General features: G+C 62.9%; 18 protein-coding genes and 1 pseudogene. 18 read left to right on the top strand and 1 reads right to left on the bottom strand.

Features of this window, described 5'->3' with window-relative positions:
- The first annotated feature begins 47 nt into the window (after window positions 1-47).
- Genes AC3WRN_RS01720 through AC3WRN_RS01700 form a run of 5 tightly spaced genes read left to right on the top strand, consistent with a single transcriptional unit; the run spans window position 48 to window position 3,584 of the window.
- Window positions 48-884 (top strand): ABC transporter ATP-binding protein, encoded by an 837-nt coding sequence (locus tag AC3WRN_RS01720; protein ID WP_492621621.1) that lies wholly within the window; start codon window positions 48-50, stop codon window positions 882-884.
- The gene (gene mlaE, locus AC3WRN_RS01715) at window positions 881-1,657 is read left to right on the top strand and encodes a lipid asymmetry maintenance ABC transporter permease subunit MlaE (RefSeq protein WP_492621620.1); all 777 of its coding nucleotides are present in this window, start codon (window positions 881-883) and stop codon (window positions 1,655-1,657) included. The genes AC3WRN_RS01720 and mlaE overlap by 4 nt, the downstream gene beginning before the upstream one ends.
- A 48-nt stretch (window positions 1,658-1,705) precedes the next feature.
- Window positions 1,706-2,557 (top strand): outer membrane lipid asymmetry maintenance protein MlaD, encoded by an 852-nt coding sequence (mlaD, locus tag AC3WRN_RS01710; RefSeq protein ID WP_492621619.1) that lies wholly within the window; start codon window positions 1,706-1,708, stop codon window positions 2,555-2,557.
- 50 nt (window positions 2,558-2,607) lie between these two features.
- A complete protein-coding gene (locus AC3WRN_RS01705; protein WP_068092590.1) occupies window positions 2,608-3,279 on the top strand; it encodes an MlaC/ttg2D family ABC transporter substrate-binding protein in 672 nt (223 codons plus the stop codon).
- Entirely contained in the window at window positions 3,276-3,584 is a 309-nt protein-coding gene (locus AC3WRN_RS01700) for an STAS domain-containing protein (RefSeq protein ID WP_068092593.1), read from the top strand. The genes AC3WRN_RS01705 and AC3WRN_RS01700 overlap by 4 nt, the downstream gene beginning before the upstream one ends.
- 81 nt (window positions 3,585-3,665) lie before the next feature.
- Here the strand turns inward: AC3WRN_RS01700 and AC3WRN_RS01695 are convergent, their stop codons facing one another.
- Complete coding sequence (locus tag AC3WRN_RS01695) at window positions 3,666-4,496, bottom strand: MlaA family lipoprotein (protein ID WP_068092595.1); 831 nt, start codon at window positions 4,494-4,496, stop codon at window positions 3,666-3,668.
- A 199-nt stretch (window positions 4,497-4,695) separates the two neighbouring features.
- Here AC3WRN_RS01695 and rpoZ point away from each other — a divergent pair, with 199 nt between their 5' ends.
- The 13 genes and pseudogenes from rpoZ to AC3WRN_RS01630 all read left to right on the top strand — a co-directional run bounded on the left by rpoZ (window position 4,696) and on the right by AC3WRN_RS01630 (window position 22,227).
- Window positions 4,696-4,986, top strand: coding sequence for a DNA-directed RNA polymerase subunit omega (gene rpoZ / locus AC3WRN_RS01690; protein ID WP_068092597.1), 291 nt, complete (start codon window positions 4,696-4,698; stop codon window positions 4,984-4,986).
- Between the two features lie 127 nt (window positions 4,987-5,113).
- Complete coding sequence (locus AC3WRN_RS01685) at window positions 5,114-7,279, top strand: RelA/SpoT family protein (protein WP_068092600.1); 2,166 nt, start codon at window positions 5,114-5,116, stop codon at window positions 7,277-7,279.
- A 170-nt stretch (window positions 7,280-7,449) separates the two neighbouring features.
- The gene (locus AC3WRN_RS01680) at window positions 7,450-7,833 is read left to right on the top strand and encodes a RidA family protein (protein WP_068092601.1); all 384 of its coding nucleotides are present in this window, start codon (window positions 7,450-7,452) and stop codon (window positions 7,831-7,833) included.
- An 82-nt stretch (window positions 7,834-7,915) separates the two neighbouring features.
- Window positions 7,916-8,857 (top strand): annotated as a pseudogene (locus AC3WRN_RS01675) (ATP-dependent DNA helicase RecG); the annotation flags it as partial.
- Window positions 8,858-8,896: 39 nt separating this feature from the next.
- Entirely contained in the window at window positions 8,897-11,482 is a 2,586-nt protein-coding gene (locus tag AC3WRN_RS01670; protein ID WP_492621618.1) for a hypothetical protein, read from the top strand.
- Entirely contained in the window at window positions 11,479-13,767 is a 2,289-nt protein-coding gene (locus AC3WRN_RS01665; protein ID WP_492621617.1) for a hypothetical protein, read from the top strand. Before AC3WRN_RS01670 ends, AC3WRN_RS01665 begins: the two co-directional genes overlap by 4 nt.
- Window positions 13,764-14,372, top strand: a complete 609-nt coding sequence (locus AC3WRN_RS01660) for a hypothetical protein (RefSeq protein WP_492621616.1) — start codon at window positions 13,764-13,766, stop codon at window positions 14,370-14,372. Before AC3WRN_RS01665 ends, AC3WRN_RS01660 begins: the two co-directional genes overlap by 4 nt.
- A 23-nt stretch (window positions 14,373-14,395) precedes the next feature.
- The gene (locus AC3WRN_RS01655) at window positions 14,396-16,408 is read left to right on the top strand and encodes a DEAD/DEAH box helicase (RefSeq protein ID WP_492621750.1); all 2,013 of its coding nucleotides are present in this window, start codon (window positions 14,396-14,398) and stop codon (window positions 16,406-16,408) included.
- Window positions 16,405-17,757 (top strand): site-specific integrase, encoded by a 1,353-nt coding sequence (locus tag AC3WRN_RS01650; RefSeq protein WP_492621615.1) that lies wholly within the window; start codon window positions 16,405-16,407, stop codon window positions 17,755-17,757. The genes AC3WRN_RS01655 and AC3WRN_RS01650 overlap by 4 nt, the downstream gene beginning before the upstream one ends.
- 29 nt (window positions 17,758-17,786) lie before the next feature.
- Window positions 17,787-18,158 (top strand): HU family DNA-binding protein, encoded by a 372-nt coding sequence (locus AC3WRN_RS01645; RefSeq protein ID WP_492621614.1) that lies wholly within the window; start codon window positions 17,787-17,789, stop codon window positions 18,156-18,158.
- Window positions 18,159-18,266: 108 nt separating this feature from the next.
- Window positions 18,267-18,596, top strand: coding sequence for a hypothetical protein (locus AC3WRN_RS01640; protein WP_492621613.1), 330 nt, complete (start codon window positions 18,267-18,269; stop codon window positions 18,594-18,596).
- Window positions 18,597-19,171: 575 nt separating this feature from the next.
- The gene (locus tag AC3WRN_RS01635; protein ID WP_492621749.1) at window positions 19,172-20,947 is read left to right on the top strand and encodes a copper resistance system multicopper oxidase; all 1,776 of its coding nucleotides are present in this window, start codon (window positions 19,172-19,174) and stop codon (window positions 20,945-20,947) included.
- Window positions 20,944-22,227: a copper resistance protein B gene (locus AC3WRN_RS01630; RefSeq protein ID WP_492621612.1), complete on the top strand. Its 1,284-nt coding sequence runs from the start codon at window positions 20,944-20,946 to the stop codon at window positions 22,225-22,227. Before AC3WRN_RS01635 ends, AC3WRN_RS01630 begins: the two co-directional genes overlap by 4 nt.
- Window positions 22,228-22,230 lie beyond the last annotated feature (3 nt).

The following is a 22,230-nucleotide window of genomic DNA, read 5'->3' as shown; positions in this document are numbered from 1 at the left end:
ACCGCGCTTCCGCTACCTTGTCCTCCTCCCCATCGTTTCTGCCGCCCATGACCGAACCCGTTCGCGCCACGCCTGACGACGCCACCCTGGTGCGGGTCCGTGGGCTGACCACGGTGCTCGGCGGCAAGACCATCTTCGACGCGCTGGATCTCGACATCCCGCGCGGCAAGATCACCTCGATCATGGGCCCCAGCGGCACCGGCAAGACCACGCTCCTCAAGCACATCACCGGGCAGATGCGCGCCGACGCCGGCAGCATCCACGTCGACGGCCAGGATGTCGCCGGCCTGTCGCGCGAGCAGCTGTACAAGCTGCGCGAAGGCGTGGGTTACCTGTTCCAGAATTCCGCGCTGCTGACCGACTTCGACGTGTTCGAGAACGTGGCCTTTCCGCTGCGCCAGCACACGAAGCTGCCGGAAGTGCTGATCCGCGACCTGGTGCTGATGAAGCTGCAGGCGGTGGGCCTGCGCGGCGCGGCGCGGCTGATGCCGAACGAGCTTTCCGGCGGCATGGCGCGGCGGGTGGCGCTGGCGCGGGCGATCGTGTTCGATCCGCAGCTGATCCTGTACGACGAGCCATTCGTGGGGCTGGATCCGGTGGCGCTGAACCAGGTGCTGAAGCTGATCCTGACGCTGAACCAGACGCTCGGCATCACCAGCGTGCTGGTATCGCACGAGCTGGCCGCGGTGCAGCAGATCGCCGACCACGTGATCCTGCTGGCCAAGGGCAAGGTGGTGGCGCAGGGCGATCCGAAGACCATCGCCGACGACGGCTCGCCGTGGACGCGGCAGTTCTTCGGCGGCGAGGCGGACGGGCCGATCCCGTTCCGCTATCCGGCCGGCGACTACGCCGCCGAACTGGGTTTTGCCGGAGCGGCGAAATGAACGTACGCGCGCCGCAACCCAACAACGTGGTGAGCCAGTCGCTGGCGCAGATCGGCAACTGCGGACTGTTCCTGTTGACCCTGCTGGCGGCGATCCCGCGCAGCTTCCGCTATGTGCGCGAGACGACCCGCCAGCTGTGGTTCGTCGGTGCGATGAGCCTCACCATCATCATGGTCTGCGGCCTGTTCGTCGGCATGGTGCTGATGCTGCAGCTGTACCACGTGCTGTCGATCTTCGGCGGCACCTCGGCCAGCGGCATGGTGGTGGCGCTGTCGGTGTACCGCGAGCTGGGGCCGGTGGTCACCGCGCTGCTGTTCGCCGGCCGCGCCGGTACCGCGGTCACCGCCGAGATCGGCCTGATGCGCGCCACTGACCAGATCGACGCGATGGAGATGATGGCGGTGGACCCGATCGCCTACGTGGCCACGCCGCGCTTCCTCGCCGGGCTGATCGCGATGCCGCTGCTGTGCTGCGTGTTCTGCGCCATGGCGATCTTCGGCGGCCACCTGGTCGGCGTGACCTGGCTGGGCGTGGACAACGGCACGTTCTGGTCGAACATGACGGCGCAGGTCGACGTGCACACCGACATCGTCAACGGCGTGCTGTTGAAGAGCCTGGCATTCGGCGCGGTGGTGTCGTTGATCGCGGTGTTCCAGGGCTTCACCACGCCGCCGACCAGCGAAGGCGTGGCCTACGCCACCACCCGTACCGTGGTCGCCTCGTCGATCGCGATCCTGGCACTGGACTTCGTCCTCACCGCGTTTCTCATGTGAGTGTGCTGATGTGACCGCCATGACCCATCGTTTTCCGAGGATTCTGCCGTGAGCCAACCGAGAAGTTCCTACGCCGTCGGTACCGGCCTGTTCATCGTGCTCGGCTTCGCCGCACTGGCCTACCTGGCCACCCAGACCAGCTCGGTGGCGAACGTGCACCAGGGCGACAGCTACGTCGTCGATGCGCAGTTCACCAACATCGGCCAGCTGAAGGAGCGCGCACCGGTGAAGATCGCCGGCGTACGGGTCGGCCAGGTGCAGTCGATCACGCTGAGGGCGGATCACGACGTGGCCGACGTGAAGCTGTCGATCGACAAGGGCTACGACCACATCCCGCTCGACTCGGTGGCCACGATCTTCACCAGCGGCCTGCTCGGCGACCAGTACGTGGGCATCGAGTACGGCAGCTCGAAGCAAGCGGTGGCCGCCGGCGGCACGCTGGCGCGGACCAAGTCCACGCAGCCGCTGGAGGAGATGCTGGGCAAGTTCTTCGGCGCCGGCGGCGTGGTCGACAACGTCAGCGGCAGCTACGCGGTGAAGGCGGGCTTCTCCAACGTGGGCACGCTCTCGGCCGGTGCGCCGGTGAAGATGGCCGGCGTGGTGATCGGCAGCGTGCAGTCGGTACACGCCGATCCGGTCAAGCTGAACGCCCAGGTGGTGCTGTCGATCGACAAGCGCTACAACGCGATCCCCGACGATTCGTCCGCCGCGGTGTTCACCAGCGGTTTGATCGGCAGCCAGTATGTTGCGATCCAGCCGGGCGGTTCCCCCGAGATGCTCAAGGACGGTGACGAGATGATCCTCACCCAGTCCGCAATGCAACTGGAGGACCTGATCGGCAAGTTCCTGGTCAATGGTTCGCCCAGCGACAAGAAAGACGCCGGCAACGGCAGCAAATAGCCCGCCATCCCCACCGGCTCGCCGAGCCGGTTCCGCTGAAGGAGTTACCCATGTTGCGCAGATTGGCTCTTGCCACCGCCATCGCGTTCGGCAGCGTCATCGCCGCCCCGGTTCTTGCCCAGGCAGCCACGGCGGCGCCCGCCGCCGCGCGGGCACCGGTGCAGGTCGTGCAAGGCATCGCCGACCAGCTGGCTTCGGCGATCGAGGGGCATCGCGACGAGCTGAAGAAAAACCAGGAAAAACTGATCAGCGTGATCGACGAGGCGTTCCTGCCGCACTTCGACGTCGACTATGCCTCGATCCTGGTGCTCGGCCAGCATGCCCGCGAAACCACCCCGGAGCAGCGCGAGCGCTTCGCCCACGCGTTCTACAACTCGATCACCCACCGCTATGCCGAGGGCCTGCTCAACTACACCCGCGGCCGGGTCAAGGTGCTGCCGTTCAACGGCGACCTCAACGACAAGCGCACCGTGGTGCGCACCCAGGTGGTGCTGGACGACGGCAAGCTGGTATCGGTCGACTACGCGTTCCGCAAGAGCCGCAGCGGCGACTGGAAGGCCTACGACGTGATCATCGAGGGCATCTCCTACGTCACCAACTACCGCAACCAGGTGGACGCGGAAATCCGCAAGGCCGGCATCGAGAAGCTGATCACGAACCTGGAAACCCAGGGCTCGAAGGCGCTGGAGACGATGGACAAGGACAGCAAGAGCGCGTCATGACGGACCAGGCCGCGCGGGGGTTCCAGCTCGATACCGCCACGCCCGCCACCTTGGGCGTGGGCGGCGAGCTGAGTTTCGACACGGCCGCCGCCGCGCTGCAGGCGATCCAGTCCGCACTGGCGGACGGCTCGGCGTCGCGGCTGGACCTGGCCGGCGTGCTCCGCAGCGACAGTGCGGGGCTCGCCTGCATCCTGGCGGTCATGGCCGGGGCCGCCCGGCGCGGACGGCCCTTGCAGGTCGTCCACATGCCGGCCGGCATGCAGGCGCTGGCGCAGGTCTGCGAGGTCGACCGCCTGATCGCCTGACCCGTGCGGGCGGCAACGGCGGGTACGAAAAAGGGGCCGCAGGCCCCTTTTTTCATATCCATGGCCGTGCCCCGGATGCTCCTAGGGCTGCTTGGTTGCCTGGCCCGGATGCTTGTTTTCCCACTGGTGCTGCTGTTCCAGCAGCTGCTCCGGGTCGAAATTCTGATCGTTCAGGCCCTGCATCTGCTGGATGACTTCGAGCGGCGGGTTGCCATCGTAGATCTTGTACAGGCGCTGCTGCCGGTAGGCGTCGCGGATGAATACGTAAGGATCGTAGGCGGATTGCAGGAAGCTTTCCGCATCGATCGCGCGCGAACGCAGGGTCACCAGGTAGATCGCCGTCGGCAGGTACTGCAGGCCGTTGTAGTGGTGGTTGTGGGCGTACAGGGTCAGCGGGTCGAAGAAATAGCTGTCGACCGGGGCCTGCCAGATGTCGCGCACGGTACTCGGGCCCAGGAACGGGACCACCAAGTAATCGCCTTCCGGCGCACCCCAGCGCGCCAGGGTGATGCCGAAGTCGTTGGATTCCAGCGGCAGGCCGAGCTGGCTGGCCGGATCGAAGAAGCCGCCGATGCCGAGCGTGAGGTTGACCAGGAAGCGGCCGGTGCTCTGCAGCGCCTGCTTCGGCCGCGCCTGCAGCAGGTCGTTGGCGACCGTGATCGGCATGCGGATGTTGGTGAAGAAGTCGCTGAACGAGCGGCGCACCGGCGGATTGGTCACCTTGCGGTAGCCCATGGCGACCGGGCGCACCACCGCCTTGTCCAGCGTGTCGTTGAATTTGTACGCGCTGCGGTTGTACTTCTCCAGCGGATCGTCGGTGCGCGGCTTGGCGATCGTGCAGCCGGCCAGCAACGCCAGCGCAAGCACCGGCAACCAGCGGCGCAACAGGGGGAATCGAAGCTGTGGGGTCATTGGCGCAGAGAATTCGCGTCGGGGGGAGACAGTTAAGTGTACTGTCTGGTTTTATATCCTGCACGGCTTTCGGCGTGCTTTCCCGGGCACTGCCGGTTCGTGGCCGGCCCGCCATCATACGCGCGTGCTCATTGCCAGCAAAGCACCTGCTGGCTACACTGCAAGACCACATAAGTCATTTATTCCCTGAGGATTTCACATGGCACGCATTACCGTCGAAGACTGCCTCGAGGTGATCGACAACCGTTTCGAGCTGGTGCTGATGGCGACCAAGCGCGCACGCCAGCTGGAAAAGGGCGCCGAGCCGGCGGTCAATCCCGATCACGACAAGCCGACCGTGCTGGCGCTGCGCGAAATCGCCGCCCGCCGCATCGACCAGGCCACCATCGACCAGATCGACAAGGCCGAGCGCGAGCGCGCCGAGCGCGAGGCGCTGGAGTGGGCCGCGGCCGAGGTGGACGACGACCTTTCCAAGGGCGGCGACGACTGATGGATGGCGGCTGCTGTAGCACGCGCATCCGCCGCGCCGGCGCGTCCGGCGCGACGGCCTGCGCGCGCCTTGCAGCCGCATGCCCTGCCTGCCGCGAGGTAGGCGCCTGAGCAGGCGCCGGCAACCGATGACTGCGGCCACCCCTACCGCCACGGTCGACCTGTCCGCGCTGCCGCCGTACGTGCTGGCCCTGAAGGAACGCATCGCCTACCTGCCCGAGGCGCAGGTCGAGCGCGTGCTGCGCGCGTTCCAGCTTGGCGCGCAGGCGCACGCCGGGCAGGAGCGCAAGAGCGGCGAGCCCTACATCACCCATCCGGTGGCGGTGGCCGGCATCCTGGCCGAGCTGGGGCTGGACGCCGAGACGATCATCGCGGCGATCCTGCACGACACCCTGGAGGACACCGAACTCAGCCGCGAGACCATCGCCGAGGAGTTCGGCGAGGTGGTGGCCGAGCTGGTCGACGGCGTCACCAAGCTGGACAAGATGCGCTTCGGCAGCCGCCAAGAAGCCGACGCGGAAAGCTTTCGCAAGATGCTGCTGGCGATGGCGCGCGACATCCGGGTGATCTTGATCAAGCTGGCCGACCGGCTGCACAACATGCGCACGCTGGGCGCCAAGGATGCGGATTCGCGCCACCGCATCGCGCGCGAGACGCTGGAGATCTTCGCGCCGATCGCCCAGCGCCTGGGCATGAACAAGTTCAAGGCGGAGCTGCAGGACCTGGGCTTCCGCGCGCTGTACCCGGACCGCTACCGGGTGATCAGCGAGCGCATCCGCGCCGCGCTCGGCAACCGTCGCGAGGCGATGGGCAAGATCGAGGCGGCGCTGTCCGCGCGGCTCGCCGCCGAGCACCTGCCGGCGATGGTGGTGGGCCGGATCAAGTCGCCGTGGAGCATCTATTCGAAGATGCGCGGGGACCACAAGAGCTTCGCCCAGCTGATGGACGTCTACGGCTTCCGCGTGGTGGTCGACAGCGCGATGAGCTGCTACATGGCGCTGGGCGTGGTGCACGCGCTGTATAAGCCGGTCGACCGCCGCTTCAAGGATTTCATCGCGATTCCCAAGGCGAACGGCTACCAGTCGCTGCACACCGTGCTGCTGGGGCCGTTTGGCGCGCCGATCGAGGTGCAGATCCGTACCGCCGAGATGGACTCGGTGGCCGAGCGCGGCGTCGCCGCGCACTGGGCCTACAAGACCGACTCGGGCCCGGCCAACAGTGCGCAGGCACGGGCGCGCGAGTGGCTGTCCTCGCTGGTCGACAGCTCGGCGAATACGGTGTCCTCGTCGGAGTTCATCGAGAACGTCAAGATCGACCTGTTCCCCGACGAGGTCTACCTGTTCACCCCGCGCGGCGACATCCTGTCGCTGCCGCGCAACGCTACTGCACTGGACTTCGCCTACGCGGTGCACACCGACGTGGGCGACCACGCGGTGGCGGCGCGGGTCGACAAGAAGCTGCTGCCGCTGCGCACGAAGCTGGAGTCGGGCCAGCTGGTGGAGATCATCACCGCGCCGTCGGCGGTGCCGAACCCGGCATGGCTGGAGGTGGTGGTCACCGGCAAGGCGCGCACCGCGATCCGCCAGTACCTGAAACACCTGCAGCACGAGGATGCGGTCGACTTCGGCCACCGCATGCTCGACCGCGCGCTGGACGCGCAGGGCAGTAGCCTGGACGGCATCCCGCCGGCGGTGCTGGACCGTTTCCTGGAAACCTCCAAGCTTAAGCGGCTGGAGGAATTGCTGTCCGACATCGCGCTGGGCAACCGCATGCCCGACGTGGTCGCCAGCCAGTTGCTCGCCTCGCGCGGCAGGAAGGCCGGCAAGCCGCAGGCATCCGCGCACGCGCACGAGAAGATCCGCATCACCGGCGCCGAGCGCGGCGTGCTCAGCTTCGCCAATTGCTGCCATCCGCTGCCGGGCGACGAGATCATCGGCTACCTGTCCTCGGGCAAGGGCATCGTGGTACACCGCGAGGAGTGCCCGAACGTGATCGAGCTGCGCAAGTCGCCCGAGCGCTGCGTGGCGATCGAATGGGACCGCGACGTGCAGGGCGACTACCGCGCCGAACTGCGCATCGAGGTGATCAACCGCCCCGGCGTGCTGGCCACCGTGGCCGCCGCGATCGCCGCCGCCGACTCGAACATCGAGAACGTGGAATACGTCGAGCGCGACGCCGCCGCGGCCACCTTGCTGTTCGCGCTGGAAGTGAAGAACCGCAAGCACCTGGCCGACGTGATCCGCCGCGTGCGCCGCACCGGCGTGGTGAGCGGGGCGTATCGTTATCCTTTGTGATTCGGGATTGGGGACCGGGGATTCGTGCAGAGCCTCGACGTGCCGGAATATGTGCACGCGAGCCGTGACACGGTAATCTTCCCGAATCCCGAATCCCGAATCCCGAATCCCGAATCCCGAATCCCGAATCCCGAATCCCGAATCCCGAATCCCGAATCCCGAGGCCATCCATGTCCCGCAGCATCATCTCCACCGAACAGGCGCCGGCCGCGATCGGCCCGTACTCGCAGGCCGTGCGTGCCGGCAATACCGTGTACTTCTCCGGCCAGATCCCGCTGGATCCGGCCACCGGTACGCTGGTCGATGGCGACATCACGGCGCAGACGCGGCGTGTGTTCGACAACCTCACCGCGGTGGCGGCGGCGGCCGGCGGCTCGCTGGCGCAGGTCGTGCGCGTGGGCATCTACGTCACCGACCTGGCGAACTTCGCCGCGGTCAATGCGGTGATGGCCGAGTACTTCCGGCAGCCGTACCCGGCGCGTTCCACCATCGAAGTGTCCGGCCTGCCGAAGGCGGCGCAGGTCGAGGTCGACGCGGTGATGGTGCTGGACTGAGTTCCATGAGCGCCGCGCGCCGACACCGGCTGTCGGCGGGCGGCTTACGACGGGAGACGGTGCTCGGTTAGGCTTGCAGGCCATGGCCACCCGCACCGTCCGTCCTTCTCCCGCCATTGACGTCGACCCGGGCCTCACCCCGGTCGGCGCGCTGCCGGGCGTCGGCCCGGCGCTGGTCGCGGCGCTCGCCCGGCTGGGGCTGGAGCGGGTGCAGGACCTGTGGTTCCACCTGCCGCTGCGCTACGAGGACAAGACCCGGATCACCGCGATCGCCGACCTGCGGGTGGGCGGGCGGGCGCAGGTCGAAGGCGTGGTCGAGGCGGTCGAGCGCGGCTTCCGCTATCGGCCTCAGCTGAAGGTAGCGATCGGCGACGCCAGCCGGCAGACCCTGCTGCTGCGCTTCTTCCATTTCAACCGCGCGCAGGCCGAGCAACTGCTGCCGGGCACGCGGCTGCTCTGCTACGGCGAAGTGCGCCACGGCGCGCAGGGCCTGGAGATGGTGCATCCGAACTACCAGCGTTTGAACGGGGATGCGGCGGCCGCGGTCGACGAGTTGCTCAGCCCGGTCTATCCGACCACCGAAGGCCTGGGCCCGAAGCGGCTGGCCGGGGTGATCGGCAAGGCGCTGGCGCTGCTGCCGCCGGCCGCGCAACTGGAGCTGATTCCCCCGGAGTGGTGTGCCCGGCACGGGCTCACCTCGCTGCGCGACGCGCTGCTGTACGTGCACCGTCCGCCGCCGGACGCCCACCTGGGCCAGCTGATGCTGGGGCGGCATCCGGCGCAGCAGCGGCTGGCCTTCGAGGAACTGCTGACCCAGCACCTCAGCCTGAAGCGCATGCGTGCGGCGGTGCGGCGGCGGCGTGCGCCGGCGCTGGGCGGTACCGGCGAACTGCGCCGGCGGCTGATGGCCGGGTTGCCGTTCGAGTTGACTGCGGCGCAGCGGCGCGTCGTCGCCGAGGTCGTGCGCGACCTCGCCGGAGTGCGGCCGATGCTGCGGCTGGTGCAGGGCGACGTCGGGACGGGAATGTTAGGCTAGGCGGGCCGTTAATGGTAACAACAGCCCATGTCAACCAGCGGAAAAATACAACTTGCACCTTCTGTAGCAGATGAAAACCCTTCCCTGAGCGTTCAGGGTAGTGATGAGCGCCGAATTCATGCCTTAGGCGAGGGATTGCTGGTCTGCTTCCTCAAGGCGATTCACGATGCGATGACTCCCGGTGTTTCCCGCATTCGTCCATGCAAGTGGAAACGCAGGATTGAGATGCCTAGCCCTTATGGCCCAGTCTCCATCGGGATGTTCATGTGTAGCGCTGGTGCCTGGAACAGCAAGTATCCCCGGCACTTCGTCGACGTCATGGAAAGCCATGGAGTGGAAATTTGCCATAGGTTGGAGCGTTGTCTTGCCAATGGGAAATCCAGCTACCCTTTGGTCAAGAAGATCGTCGAATATTTCCTTGGAAAGGAGGCGATGCAAAAGCGGATCCAGTACGTCGATAGCCAGATCAAGGCATTCTTGGCTGATCATTCGCTTTCGACTTACCGCGAAGCGACAGCTGCGAGAGATGTTGACGCAATCCTTCGCTATGTCGAATCCAAAGGGCTGCCCGCGCGTGCCATTCGGATAACGGATACTGGGCCTCGCGTCAGCCTCTTTGTGTTGTCATCGTTGGCTCGAGTCTCGCTGAATAGCATCGGGCGTTATGGCGGCTCAGACAACTTACAGCGTGACCTCGATGCCCTCGCTATTCGGTTGCGCTGGTCGGATCAGCGCCGGCTGTTCCTGCCCACGCGTAATAAGCCGCATGGTCGTGAAACATTTCCCGGCATGGTCGTCGACTTCAAGGCCCTACGTATTGAGAGGGGTGGGTTGCTTGACGATATGCTGGAGGCATTTCCAACACCAGCTGATCACTATGAAGCGCAGTCGATGTTACGGTGGATCCAATGGCTCGTAACACCGGAAGCTGGGAAGCTATGGGATGGAATCAGCAAAGACTCGCGGCGCGTACTTGGGACCAAGGGATCCAAGTTGACGCAGGCGGATGCAATTCATCTCGTTGACGGTCTAGAAAAACGCTTGAGCAAGGGCGCGTACACGATTCGGACGAAAAGCGGCTACGTCGCAACGTTCAAGACGCACATCATCGCGGTCTTCGCGCGTCAGGGAAAAATCCTCAGGTTTCCCGGCAGGCAAATTGTCCAAATAGCGCGGAAAAATCGTGGCTTGCTGAGCGATCAGCCTGATGTCCGCGCAATCGATCCGGCGAATAGACCAGCCATCATTAATGTCGCTTGGGGCTCGCCAGAGGAAGCCAGGGAGAAGGCGACAGCGCATCTCGAAGATCGGCTCGCACGTGTGCACGCCGCGTGCAATGAAGAAATCGACGCATTTCTGGATTGGCGATTATTTCTCGAAAATGCGGGGCGCGATCCTTTGCCTGCGGATATGCAACATCATGTCGATACGATCATCGGCGTTTGTTCGAGTCCGAAATGGCTTTCGCACTGGATGAAGACCGCAGACTTGGCGGATATCGCTCGCGTCATTGTCGCGGCTACCAGCTCAAGGGAGCTTTACCGGGAGGCGCAGGACTTCGCATGGCGATCCAAGAAATATCTGTTCCGCATTTCGCCTGCTTTTCCGCGTCTGGCCGAGCGGTTCCTGGCGTTGATCGACTGGTGTGGTGCGGTATCAAACGGTCCGGCCCGTCTGGCCTGGGTGGCGCTGAGCGCCTGGTACGTGCCGCGTTGGGTGCAGCTGGCCATAGAAATCAAGATTCAGGCCGAGACTGGTTGGAATCGCGCGACTGTGCGCAATCTGCAAGCCGATGGCATATCGATCCGAGGGTCGGTAGTAGATCTGCAGGCAATGAAGGAAAAGACAGGGAAAATGCAGTACGGTGGTACCGACAATGCGGATAGACACCTATTGTCCGGCCTGAAGTTAATGCTCGAGCACAGCCACCACGTGGACGCGTATTGGGGGCGGGAGCGGGAAGGCGTGTTTGTCGCCATGGTGGCCAAGAAAGACTACCGTCGTGTTTTTGGCTTGGGGACGGAAGAGGAGCTTCGGAAGAAGTTCATCGCGAAGCATGATCTACCGCACTTCACACGCGAGCAATTGCGCAACCAGAGAATGGCGACGCGCTTTCTCATCGATGAAGACCCGCATGAGATCCAGGCCAGCATGGGGCATGCCGATCTGGCAACCACTTCGACCTATCTCCGTCATTCGGTCATCAGCATCCTGAATCGGGCGAATATTGCGAAGTTCCAACGGCAATTGGCCGTAACCATCGTATGGGCCGTCGAGGGCGACGACTACGTTGAAAAGCGCGGAATGGATCGAAGCGAGGTGAATCGACGGCTGTTGTTCCCAATCAGCGACCACGCCACCGCCGAGCAAGCAATGCCTGCGACGTGCGATGTCTGGATGGCGAATCCGGCAGCGCCGTTGACGTTGGACCTGCTGCGGATCCAACACCTGGCACGGCAACGTGCGTATTACGCAGTTCATTGGCAGCGACTGCGCGCACAGGCTCCCGATCGGTTTGAGCACATTCATCGCCCCCGGATTGAATTTACGGCTGCATTGTGGGCGGTCGTCTTCGATTCGCCATATGCAGCGCTGCTGGAGATGTCGACATGAATGTTCAAGCCAAGCTGATTCCCGCGGGCGCTACTGAAATCCGAGGGATGGAACGGGCTTCAGCGTGGCCGGAAGACGTGCCCTTCAATCCGCGCATCTTGAGTGCTTGGGGTGACAGCCTCTTGCGTTTGCGCGGTGAGAAGGGAGTGGAGCGGATCATCGACTTGGCAAAGGTGCCACTTCCAGCAAATCGCGCGCTGGGAGGGCCGTTTGATCACGGACTCACATTGGGCCAGTTCCCGCATTGGCTAGATACTGCGCGGACGCACTTGGTCCTCTCGCTCAACGAATTTAGCGGACATGATGCATTGGGGGCGGCGATCAATGGCTTGAATCATGTGCTTCGTTTCTTTGCATGGTGCGTGGAACAACGCGTATACAAGCTTTCGGCCCTTCGCCCGCAAGACCTTGAGGAATTCGCCATTGCTCTCAGGCCGTATGGGTGGTTCTCTGCTCTGTCTGTTCCCGAGCGACTGGATCAAGTCGTCGAGCGCGCCGGAAAGGACGCGCATATTCTCAATTCCATCGTCTCAGTGAAGAACAAGGTTTGCTGCGTTTCGGCCGATGCGCTGTCGCGGGAGGTGGGTTTCCTGATCACGAGTCGTGAGTTTCCCTTGGAGTTCCGCGAGGCCATGGCCGCACTGACCGGTTATCCGTCCCGCCAGTCGCGAAAGGTGGCCAAGAGAGGAGAGGGCTGGTCGGAGTCATCCTTCAAGAATTGCTTCGTTGCTCTGAATCGTTTGGCGCAAATGCCAGAAATCCTGGATCGCCTGACTTTCGAGCCTTTTCCAAACACCCGGAAGCACGCTCGGCAGTCAGGTGGACGGCCTGATGGCCGCACACGAAATCTCCCAGTAGAGGAGGCCGCCAAGCTACTGGGCTTGGCGCTGAAGTGGATCTACGAACGTAGTGACGGCGTCATAGAACTGGTGCACGTATGGCGCGATGCTCTCGAAGAGGCTCGATATCGCTGGTGTGCAGCGTCTTCCATCCAAGCCTATGCGACACAGCGTTTGCGCGAAGCGTATCCGGCAATTCAGGCGAAAAATGGTTTGCCGGGTCAGCTCACAGGCGCCGTACGAGCGGGAGAAGGAGACGAAGACACTACGGTCGTGGAGTTGATTCAGGACTTGCAGACTGCAGCCATGATCATCGTTGGCATCAACCAGGGTAGGCGCAAGAATGAGGTGCTGGGTGAGGGCAGCCGCCCGTGGGGGTTGTATCTCGGCTGCCTGCTGCCTTCGGATCCATTTATTGATGCCCATGAACTGGACATCTATATCGAAAAGACCTGGCGCAAGTGGATGCGGATGTCCACGAATAAGCTTACGGTGGATGCCATCCGGGTTTTGGAGCGGCTGCGTCTGGCCATGTTTCCGCAGGAGAAGGACAGTTCAAGCCTGTCACTGGATGAATTGCGAAAGCGCAAGCTATTCGTATTTCCAACATATCGGGTATTGCTGGGTGAGGACGTCGTTCCTCATCAATACGCTTTCGAATGCCATAGCGGACGCTTTTTCAAGGAAGCCGGTGTGGGTGAAGAAGCGCGTCGCAGTCATTCATTCCGCCGCTTTTTCGCATTGATCTATGTGTATCGCTGGGAACATCCCTTGTTGCAGGCGTTATCCGAGTACCTGTGCCACATGGACATGGAGTCCACGCGGGTTTATATCACCGATCCAAGCATGCGGGAAGAAGCGGAGCGGATTGAGAAGGTCTATCGCCTTCGCGCAGACTGTTTCCCAATCGAGGAACTGACAGAGGCGCAGCGGCAGTACGCCGACGACTTGTTGCACGCGATGCTCACATCGACCTCCGCAGGCGGGCCGATGACCCGCCGCGTCCGCCAGTGGGTCAAGCGCCTCGCTCGCAGGGTTGAATTTGCTGATTCTGACCTGGATGAGGCGCTTGCTGCCGTGCGTAGCAACGTGGACCGGCGCGGCTACCTATCGACATCTTTCCGTCATGGCGCGTGTTGGGCGACCGGAGCTCGCATGGCGCGCCGCGCGCGCTGCGGGAGTAACGGCCAGCTTCATCGCGAACAAGCCGATATAGGCATCTGCAGTGCGTGTCCCTTCCACAGCACATCCGAAGCATTCCTTCGTAACGTGGAACAGGAAGCCATGGAGTTGGAGGCACAGGCAAAAACAACAGTGGATGCCATCGAACGTGAGGCGATACTAGCGGCTTCGCGCCGACTTCACGAACTGATCGATCTGGAACGGGAGTTGATGGCCCGGTATCGGCCCTTGGCCCATGCCTCGCCTGACTCAACCACATCATGAACATCTCCAAGAACCATATCTCCCGACGACTTCGCGATGAGGCCTTGTCGTCGATCGACGCAAAATGCATCCTGCTGGAGAAGTGGGCTCGCAATGGCATTCCGTTGTGCCGGAATGCCGGGCAGGCATTGGAATTGGAGTGGTTTCCGACCAGCCTGCGAACGTTTTGTGCTTGGGACGGATCGCAGAACGGAAAGGCAGTGCAGGCGCAAGGCAGGCTTTTGAGGCGCAATGCTTTCCAGACGCTGACCTCCGATGCCAAGCGGTTGCGGGAGGTTAAAGCGCTACTCAAGACAATCGCCGAGCAGGCCATGAATGCGCGAAAGCGCCTAGATCCACGTGTGGTGGTGGACGCGGCCGAGGAGCGCATCCGCATCGAGCGTGAAAAGCGCGCCGGCGCACTCCTGGGCTATCGACGGGCGCGCCAAGAGGCGCGCGAACTGCGAGCTTCCTTGTTTGCGGAACAGCGTGCACACAAGCAATCGATCGAGCAGATGGACCGAGGTCTCAAGCAACAAGACAGGGAAATTATGGACTTGCGCAAACAAGTAGCGGAACTCACTGACACATTGCGCAAGGCCACACCCATTCGACAGGTACAGTAGACAAGGATGCCTACGTGAATACCATGGCGACGCCCCCCCGCGCCAACACGACTCTTTCCGAACAGGCCAAGGCACTGGCGGAAGCTTTGGGTGCGGATGTGGATGCAGCCAAGGCCTTGAAACGCTTGCAGGCGGTCGGTGTGGCCGATCTATGGCAGGTGCCACTGTATCTGCCTTCGCGATTCCTGGATGCCAGGGAGCCGATCAGCCGGTTTTTCGGGCTGACTGCTTCGGATCGCGAAGAGGTCCTCATTGGCCACTATGCGGGAGATTTCCGCACCCGTTGGCATGCAGGGCGTCGCGGCGGGCGCCACAGTCCGCAAGCACAGGGCTCGCTCGTCGACACGCATGGGATGCGGATCAAGTTTTCCCTATTCGGAGATGCGCGTTCCTTTCAAAAGGCTCTGGAGGAGGCGGGCGAACAGGTCGCACTTGCCGGCACGTTGAACCAGGTCGGTGCGCATGTCTATTTGAATAATCCGGTCTTGTTGGACCCGAACGTACTGGGACGGGTGGTGCCGCACTATCCGGGCAAAGCCCGAGTCCTGTCGTTGGCAATGGCCAGGCGCGTGATTCCGGCGCTCCTGCCTCAGGCGATTCCCGCCTGCGCGGCAAAGCTTCGCGCGGACGCTCGTACCCTTGTTGACGAGTCGGCCTTGCGCCAGCTGCTGGCGCGGCCACATGGCACCTTGGAAGACCTGCTCTGGGAAGCGCACCTGCCGACTTCGCCCGCGGCAGGAGAGCGTGCACAGTGGAGCTTGGAGCGGTTGTCGGCCTTACTGACAGTCGGTGAACTGCGGCAGTTGCAACACGAACATCCACCGGTTCGCCAGCAGCTTCATATCGACGAGTGGAGGGACTTACTCACCCGTACCCCGTTCCAACTCACAGACGAGCAGAGGAGCGCTGTGGCGCAACTGGTGCGCCGCTTTGGGGGAGAGATGACCTCGTCTACGCTGATCAACGCCGACGTAGGCATGGGTAAATCGATCGTCTACCAGCTCGCGACGGCCGCCGGAGTTCGTGTGGGTGCGCGGGCCGCGGTCCTGCTCCCGAACGAGCGTTTGGCCGTTCAGGCCCACGAAGAGATCTCCCGGCTGTTCCCGGAATGGGGTGCCACACTCGTAACCGGAAAATCCGGTGTGCGTGACGTGGCTGACGCCCGGTGGCTGATCGGTACGACTGCCATGTTGTTCCGCGACGTCGGGCGTCTGGATATCTGCGTCGTGGACGAGCAGCACCGCTTCTCGGTTGATCAGCGACGGGCGTTATCCCAGGATGGCACTCATCTGGTAGAAATCAGCGCGACGCCAATTCCGCGTACCCAGGCATTGCTGATGTACGGAAAACTGGACGTGATCCGCTTGACCCAGCGTCACAGCCCGCAGGACATACGCACCCAGATCGTGGAGCGTGCCGGCGCCTCGCGCATGGTGGATCGGCTGCACCAGATCATTGATCAGGGAGGCCGGGTGCTGATTGTCTGTCCCCGGCGCGAGGAGGATGAGGAGGATGAAGGCGGCTCCCTGCCTTCGGTCGCGCGCGTAGCGGAAAAGTGGGAGTGGCTATTCCCCGGGCTGGTGAGATCGCTCCACGGGGAATCTGATCCGGACGATGTGGAGATCGCGTTCGCTGACTTGGCAAGCGGTCATGCACAGATTCTCGTGGCGACTACGGTGGTGGAAGTAGGTCTTAACATCCGTAATCTGCGAGCGGTCGTGATCGTGAATGCCGAACGCTTCGGCTTGTCGCAACTACACCAGTTGCGCGGTCGATTAGCGCGCGAGGGTGGCAGCGGTGAGTGCTTTCTGTATCTTCCTCAGCCCGTGGGTGCCGACGCGGCCACCCGTCTGCAGGCATTGGTTGCCACCAGTGACGGTTTCGTACTGGCTGATCACGACATGCGGATCCGCGGCATTGGGGATATCTCCGCCATGGGCGAACGCCAGCACGGAAGCGCTGGCAGTCTGCTCATGAATCGGGCCGTGCCGATGTCGACATTCCTCGACGTCCTGGAGATCTTGGGGGCGTCATGACCCAGCGCGTGGCTACCATTGAGTGGGTGGATAACGGCACAGGCAAAGTGCCCGTGTTCTTCGACCGGAAGCATCGCTTGTTCGATCCGTTCCACGATTATGTCGATTCGCTGGCTGGCAGAAAGAGGTTGGCGGCGCCGCAAGGGGCATACACCGCAGCGGTAGAGGCCGCGGCCTATGCGCTGCTCGCGTGGTTGCGCCATCTCGAGGAAGCGAAGGTGACTTGGGAGCGAGCGAGTGACGACACTTTGCAGAAGTTTCGTGAAGCTGCGCTCAAGCAGGTGCTCGGTTCGCAACGTAGCAAGGGGAATGAACGCACCGCCAAGCGCACGGTGAATGTGCGATTGCAATGGATTTATCGCTACTACAGGTGGGCGCAGCAGGACGCGGGCTTGTGCAATGGCGTCATTGGGCCAGGCCTGGCCATCAACTCCGCGATTACCCAGCCCAAATGCAAACGCCCCCGCTCACGCAAGAAGCGCGAGGTCGATCTTGATCTCTATCCGCTATGTTTCACCGGAGTCAGCGGCACGGCCGGCGGCTCCCAGTATTTTGCAACTGGAAAAGACAAGCAGCGCATCGCCAGGTTCTTTGCCAAGGGTACAGATCCGTTCATCGTCGAACGCAATCAGATCATCCTGGAGTTATCCGATCGCGTAGGTTGGCGTGCAGGAACGCTTACATACCTCACGGTCGACGCCTTCAGCGAGGAGGCGATTGAAAAGGCCGAGGAGGAGGGTCTGGTGGTGACACCCTCGGTGCAGAAATTCGCCTATCAGAACAATTTCACTGTTCCACTCACACTTGTTCTTCGTATTGCGCGTCACATCGAGGCCAGGCAACGATGGCTTGCCAAACATCGGTGGACCGAGCAGCAGGCACAGCAGCGCCTCTTTCTGAGCGGAAAGACGGGACGCCCTCTGGGCGGTAAAACCATCGTGCAGTTGATGGGTAGCGCGTTTCGCGCAATCGGGGTCGTGGCCAAGATCGGGGCTGGTCACCACAGTCTGCGTCGCAAGTTCGCCGACGAATCAACTCGGGATGACCTGGTCGCGCGGCGAAGCATGGGCCTGTCTACGGCGGTTGAGGATGTAATGCATGCAACGGCCATGCGCTTGGGACAGCGCAACATTGCATCGCAAACGCCTTATCAGCGGGCCGTCCGCGACGGTACCCGCCAAGCAGAACCGCATCGACTCCGAGTTGAGCTACAGGAAATGGAAGCCTCGCTTGCGAGCAAGGACGCAAAGATCGCGGCGTTGGAGCGACAGATCCAAGAGCAAGCCAAAACAAACAAGACGAATTCAGGTCGAGCGGCAAAGACCCGTGTTCGCCGTGCAACTCGTTGACACGTCACCTAGATCGAAGGTTTCTGACTATGGCTCATCCACGACGCTCTCTCGGCCCCCCGTTCAAGCAACCCTTGGCTAGGGCTGGGCTCATCATCGAACTTGCCAAGGCGACAGGCCTGTCCGCAAACAAGACCGTGATGGTACTCAGGGAACTGGAAGACATCGTGGTGCAGTCCCTGATACCGGGTAGCGCCGGCGAGTTCATTTTGCCAGGTTTGCTCAGGATCACCATTGAAACCATACCGGCCAAGCCACCTAGGGAAACGACGGATCCCTACACTAATGAAGCGCGCATGCGAGGAGCCACGCCTGAAAAGATGTGCATCAAGATTCGTGCGGCTGCAAAGTTAAGGAATGCCCTGCGCCGAGTGCGCACGCATCAAACCGCCACGCCATGATCTGGGCGACACCGTACTTGGCAAGAAAGGGCAAGGACTAATCCTCTGGCCACGCCAAGCGCGTGGAGTAACACAGGGGGCCAAACCGATCACTGTTGGAGACGGTCAATGATTATTTCTCGCAAACCTCTGGTTTCGATGCTCGGTTCATTGGGGCTCGCGCTGGTCATCAGTGGTGTCGCCGTAGCCCAGGACGGCACGCCCACAAGCGGCATGGACAAGATGGGTGCGATGCACTCGGACATGAAGGGTATGCACGGCAGCATGATGGGCATGCACAGCATGCCAGCGACCGTGACGGAAGCAGATGCGAAGACCGGCCTGGTCGAGGCGGAATCCGAAGGCATGGCGCTCAAGCTGCATTTCCCGCCAGCCACCATGGCCGGCCTGAAAGCCGGCGACAAGATCACGCTGCACATGGGTTTCAGCAAGCCGTGAGACAGCTGAACCCACCTCCAGGGTTGAGCGTGTCAAGTCACACGGGTAAGCTCGCTTCATGACCTTCTCGCTACGTCTGCTCGCCCGTTCACGTCGCCTCCGGGCGATGGGCGCGCTGGCGTGGCTGATGCTGGTCATCAACTCATTGGCCGCTGCCCCGATGGGCATGATGGGAAGTCCTCATTCCCATGTCGTGCATACAACGATTGCGGCGGTCAGTGAACACTGTCATCACCACGTCGCGGTCAAGGGATCCCGATCCTGTTGCGACGATCAGGCCGGTTGCTGCGATGGCATGACGGGACACGGATGCAATTGTGCGGCAATGTGCAGTACCACGTTGCCACCCGCAGCGGCTGTCATTATGGCCTCGGTCGCGACTACTGCCCGCTATGCCATGCCGCTGCCCAGCAGCGCACCCTCGTTGAATACTGCCCCTCCCTTGCGACCACCGGCGGTCTGACTCTTCCTCATTGTTGATGAGCGTTGCTTGCGGCTGTCGCGTATCGATGGCTGCGGCAATCGGCTGTGATCGGTATCGGCGTGATCGATACCGTCTGTCCAGGAGAGAGTCCATGAACATGTTTCCCCGCCCACCGGTGGATTTTTCGCGTCGTCGTTTCGTCCAGGGTGTCGCCATCGGCGGCGCCGTGGCCGGCCTCGGCTTGCTGCGCCCCCCGAACGTGTGGGCGCTGACCAGCCCCGGCCACCCCACGGTGCTGAGTGGCACCGACTTCGCGCTCGATATTGCCGAGACGCCGGTCAACTACACCGGGGCCACGCGCCTGGCCACCACCGTCAATGGCGGCATTCCCGGCCCGCTCCTACGCTGGAAGGAAGGCACCACAGTGAACCTTCGCGTGACCAACCGCTTGCGCGTGCCGACATCGATCCACTGGCACGGCATCATCCTGCCGTTCCAGGAAGACGGCGTGCCGGGTATCAGTTTCGATGGTATTGCCCCCGGTGAAACCTTTGTCTACCGCTTTCAGGTCCGCCAGGCCGGCACTTACTGGTACCACTCGCATTCGGGATTCCAGGAACAGACCGGGCTGTACGGCCCGCTGGTGATCGAGCCGGCCGGCCCCGACCGCTACCCAACGGATCGCGACTACGTGGTGATGCTCAACGACTGGACCGATGAAAATCCCGAACGGATTTTCGCCAAGCTCAAGAAGCAGAGTGACTATTACAACTTCGCCCAGCCGACGGTGCCGGACTTCTTCCGCGACGTGCGCGAGAAAGGGCTGAGCCAGGCGCTGGCCATGCGCAAGATGTGGAACGAGATGCGCATGAACCCGACCGATTTCGGCGACGTCTCCGGCTACACCTACACCTACCTGATGAACGGTGCGGCACCGGCCGGCAACTGGACCGGCATCTTCAAACCCGGAGAAAAGATCCGGCTGCGCTTCATCAATGGCTCGGCGCAGACGATTTTCGACGTGCGCATTCCGGGCCTGAAAATGACGGTGATCTCGGCCGACGGCCAGGACGTCGAGCCGGTCGCAGTCGACGAATTCCGCATCTCGGTGGCCGAAACTTACGACGTCATCGTCGAGCCGCAGGACGAGCGCGCTTACACGCTGTTCGCCCAGTCGATCGACCGCTCGGGCTACGCTCGCGGCACCCTGGCACCACGCGCTGGCATGGAAGCGGACGTGCCTAAGCCCGACCCCATCCAGTGGCTGGCCATGCAGGACATGATGGGTGCGATGGCGATGGGTGACTCCGGACATGGTGGCATGCAGGGTATGTCGGGCATGAGCGGCATGCAGGGTATGCCCGGTATGGATCACGGTGCGATGCCGGGCATGGCACCCGCTGCTCCGGTGGTGCGCCACGCCCGCACCGAATACGGCCCAGGCGTCGACATGCACGTCGACATGCCGCGCACCAACCTCGACGATCCAGGCATCGGCCTGCGCGACAACGGCCGGCGCGTGTTGACCTACGCCGACCTGCACACCATCGGCGGACCGATCGACGCGCGCGAACCCGGCCGCGAGATCGAGCTGCACCTGACTGGCAACATGCAGCGCTTCATCTGGTCGTTCGATGGCGTGAAGTTTTCCGACGCCAAGCCGGTGCATTTCAACAGCGGCGAACGGCTGCGCATCGTGTTGGTCAACGACACCATGATGAACCACCCGATCCACCTGCACGGCATGTGGAGCGAGATGGAGAATCCCGAAGGCCAGTTCCAGGTGCGCAAGCACACCATCAACGTGCAGCCGGCCCAGCGCATCACGTATGCGGTGTCGGCCGACAACCCCGGTCGGTGGGCCTACCACTGCCATCTGCTGTATCACATGGAAGCGGGCATGTTCCGCGAGGTGGTGGTCTCATGAACATGCATCGTCGCAACACCTCAGTCGTCCCGCTGCGTTCCGCGTTGCTGGCCGCACTATTGCTGGCGTTGCCACCGGTGGTCACGGCGCAGAGTGCACCCGCGTCCAGCAGCACATCGTCGATGGACATGAGTTCCATGCCCGGCATGGACCACGGCAGCATGCCGGGTATGACCATGCCGGCTGCTGCGAGCAGCACCGCGAAACCAGCAACGAAAGCACCTACCAAGAAGGCTAGGAAGAAACCCGCCCCGGCCCCGTCGACGCCCGCTTCCCACGACATGGGCGGCATGAAGGGTATGGATCACAGCACCATGCCAGGTATGGACCACGGCGCGATGCAAGGCATGCCGATGCCCGCGAAGCCTGCCGCGTCGGCGGTACCCACCGGCGACATGTCAGGGATGGATCACGCGTCGATGCCCGGCATGAGTCCGGGAGCGACGCAAGGGATGAAACATGGTGGCATGGACGGGATGGATCACGGCGCGATGCCGCAGAAGGATCAAGGCGGTATGGCCGGCATGGGCGCGATGCCGGGCATGACGATGGGTCCGATGCAGGGCGGCAGTCCGCCGCCGAATGCACGCAGTCCGGATTACTCCGACGGCGTGGGCTACGGTTCCATGAAGGGCATGGACATGGCCGACAACGCACCGCTGGGTATGCTGTTGATCGATCAGCTTGAAGCCTTTCATGGCCGCGATGCCAATGGTCAGAGCTGGGAAGCCGAAGGCTGGTACGGCAACGACGAGAACAAACTGTGGATTCGCACCGAGGGTGAACGCAGCCGCGGCAAGCTGGAAGACGGCGATCTCGAAGCATTCTGGAACCACAACATCGCCACGTTCTGGAGCACCCAGCTCGGCGGTCGCCAGGACGTGGGCGAAGGTCCCAAGCGTACGTGGGCGGCCTTCGGCGTGCAGGGCCTGGCACCGTACTGGTTCGAAGTAGAAGCCACCGGATACGTCGGAGCTTCCGGTCGTACCGCGGCCCGCCTGCGGGCCGAATACGAAATGCTCTTCACCCAGCGTCTGATCCTGCAGCCGGAAGCGGAGATCAATCTCTACGGCAAGAACGATCCGCAGCGTCGGATCGGCAGCGGCGTGTCCGATGTGCAGTTCGGCCTGCGTCTGCGTTACGAAATCCGTCGGCAGTTTGCGCCGTACATCGGCGTGAACTGGGTGCGCCGCATCGGTACCACCGCCGACTACGCGCGGCAGGATCATCAACCCGTTCTCGACCGGCAGATTGTGGCCGGCGTCCGCATCTGGTTTTAAGGG

This window comes from Rhodanobacter sp. FW101-FHT13A11 (assembly GCF_058790335.1).
This window is presented reverse-complemented; position numbering and strand designations above follow the sequence as displayed.

What these genes read in the sequence shown, in the direction of transcription:
- AC3WRN_RS01700 (WP_068092593.1), top strand. Translation starts at nt 3,276, where the DNA reads ATGACGGACCAGGCCGCGCGGGGGTTCCAGCTCGATACCGCCACGCCC.
- AC3WRN_RS01670 (WP_492621618.1), top strand. Translation starts at nt 8,897, where the DNA reads ATGTCAACCAGCGGAAAAATACAACTTGCACCTTCTGTAGCAGATGAA.
- AC3WRN_RS01650 (WP_492621615.1), top strand. Translation starts at nt 16,405, where the DNA reads ATGACCCAGCGCGTGGCTACCATTGAGTGGGTGGATAACGGCACAGGC.
- AC3WRN_RS01680 (WP_068092601.1), top strand. Translation starts at nt 7,450, where the DNA reads ATGTCCCGCAGCATCATCTCCACCGAACAGGCGCCGGCCGCGATCGGC.
- AC3WRN_RS01695 (WP_068092595.1), bottom strand. Translation starts at nt 4,496, where the DNA reads ATGACCCCACAGCTTCGATTCCCCCTGTTGCGCCGCTGGTTGCCGGTG.
- mlaE (WP_492621620.1), top strand. Translation starts at nt 881, where the DNA reads ATGAACGTACGCGCGCCGCAACCCAACAACGTGGTGAGCCAGTCGCTG.
- rpoZ (WP_068092597.1), top strand. Translation starts at nt 4,696, where the DNA reads ATGGCACGCATTACCGTCGAAGACTGCCTCGAGGTGATCGACAACCGT.
- AC3WRN_RS01655 (WP_492621750.1), top strand. Translation starts at nt 14,396, where the DNA reads ATGGCGACGCCCCCCCGCGCCAACACGACTCTTTCCGAACAGGCCAAG.
- AC3WRN_RS01640 (WP_492621613.1), top strand. Translation starts at nt 18,267, where the DNA reads ATGATTATTTCTCGCAAACCTCTGGTTTCGATGCTCGGTTCATTGGGG.
- AC3WRN_RS01720 (WP_492621621.1), top strand. Translation starts at nt 48, where the DNA reads ATGACCGAACCCGTTCGCGCCACGCCTGACGACGCCACCCTGGTGCGG.
- AC3WRN_RS01630 (WP_492621612.1), top strand. Translation starts at nt 20,944, where the DNA reads ATGAACATGCATCGTCGCAACACCTCAGTCGTCCCGCTGCGTTCCGCG.
- AC3WRN_RS01665 (WP_492621617.1), top strand. Translation starts at nt 11,479, where the DNA reads ATGAATGTTCAAGCCAAGCTGATTCCCGCGGGCGCTACTGAAATCCGA.
- AC3WRN_RS01705 (WP_068092590.1), top strand. Translation starts at nt 2,608, where the DNA reads ATGTTGCGCAGATTGGCTCTTGCCACCGCCATCGCGTTCGGCAGCGTC.
- AC3WRN_RS01645 (WP_492621614.1), top strand. Translation starts at nt 17,787, where the DNA reads ATGGCTCATCCACGACGCTCTCTCGGCCCCCCGTTCAAGCAACCCTTG.
- AC3WRN_RS01660 (WP_492621616.1), top strand. Translation starts at nt 13,764, where the DNA reads ATGAACATCTCCAAGAACCATATCTCCCGACGACTTCGCGATGAGGCC.
- AC3WRN_RS01685 (WP_068092600.1), top strand. Translation starts at nt 5,114, where the DNA reads ATGACTGCGGCCACCCCTACCGCCACGGTCGACCTGTCCGCGCTGCCG.
- AC3WRN_RS01635 (WP_492621749.1), top strand. Translation starts at nt 19,172, where the DNA reads ATGAACATGTTTCCCCGCCCACCGGTGGATTTTTCGCGTCGTCGTTTC.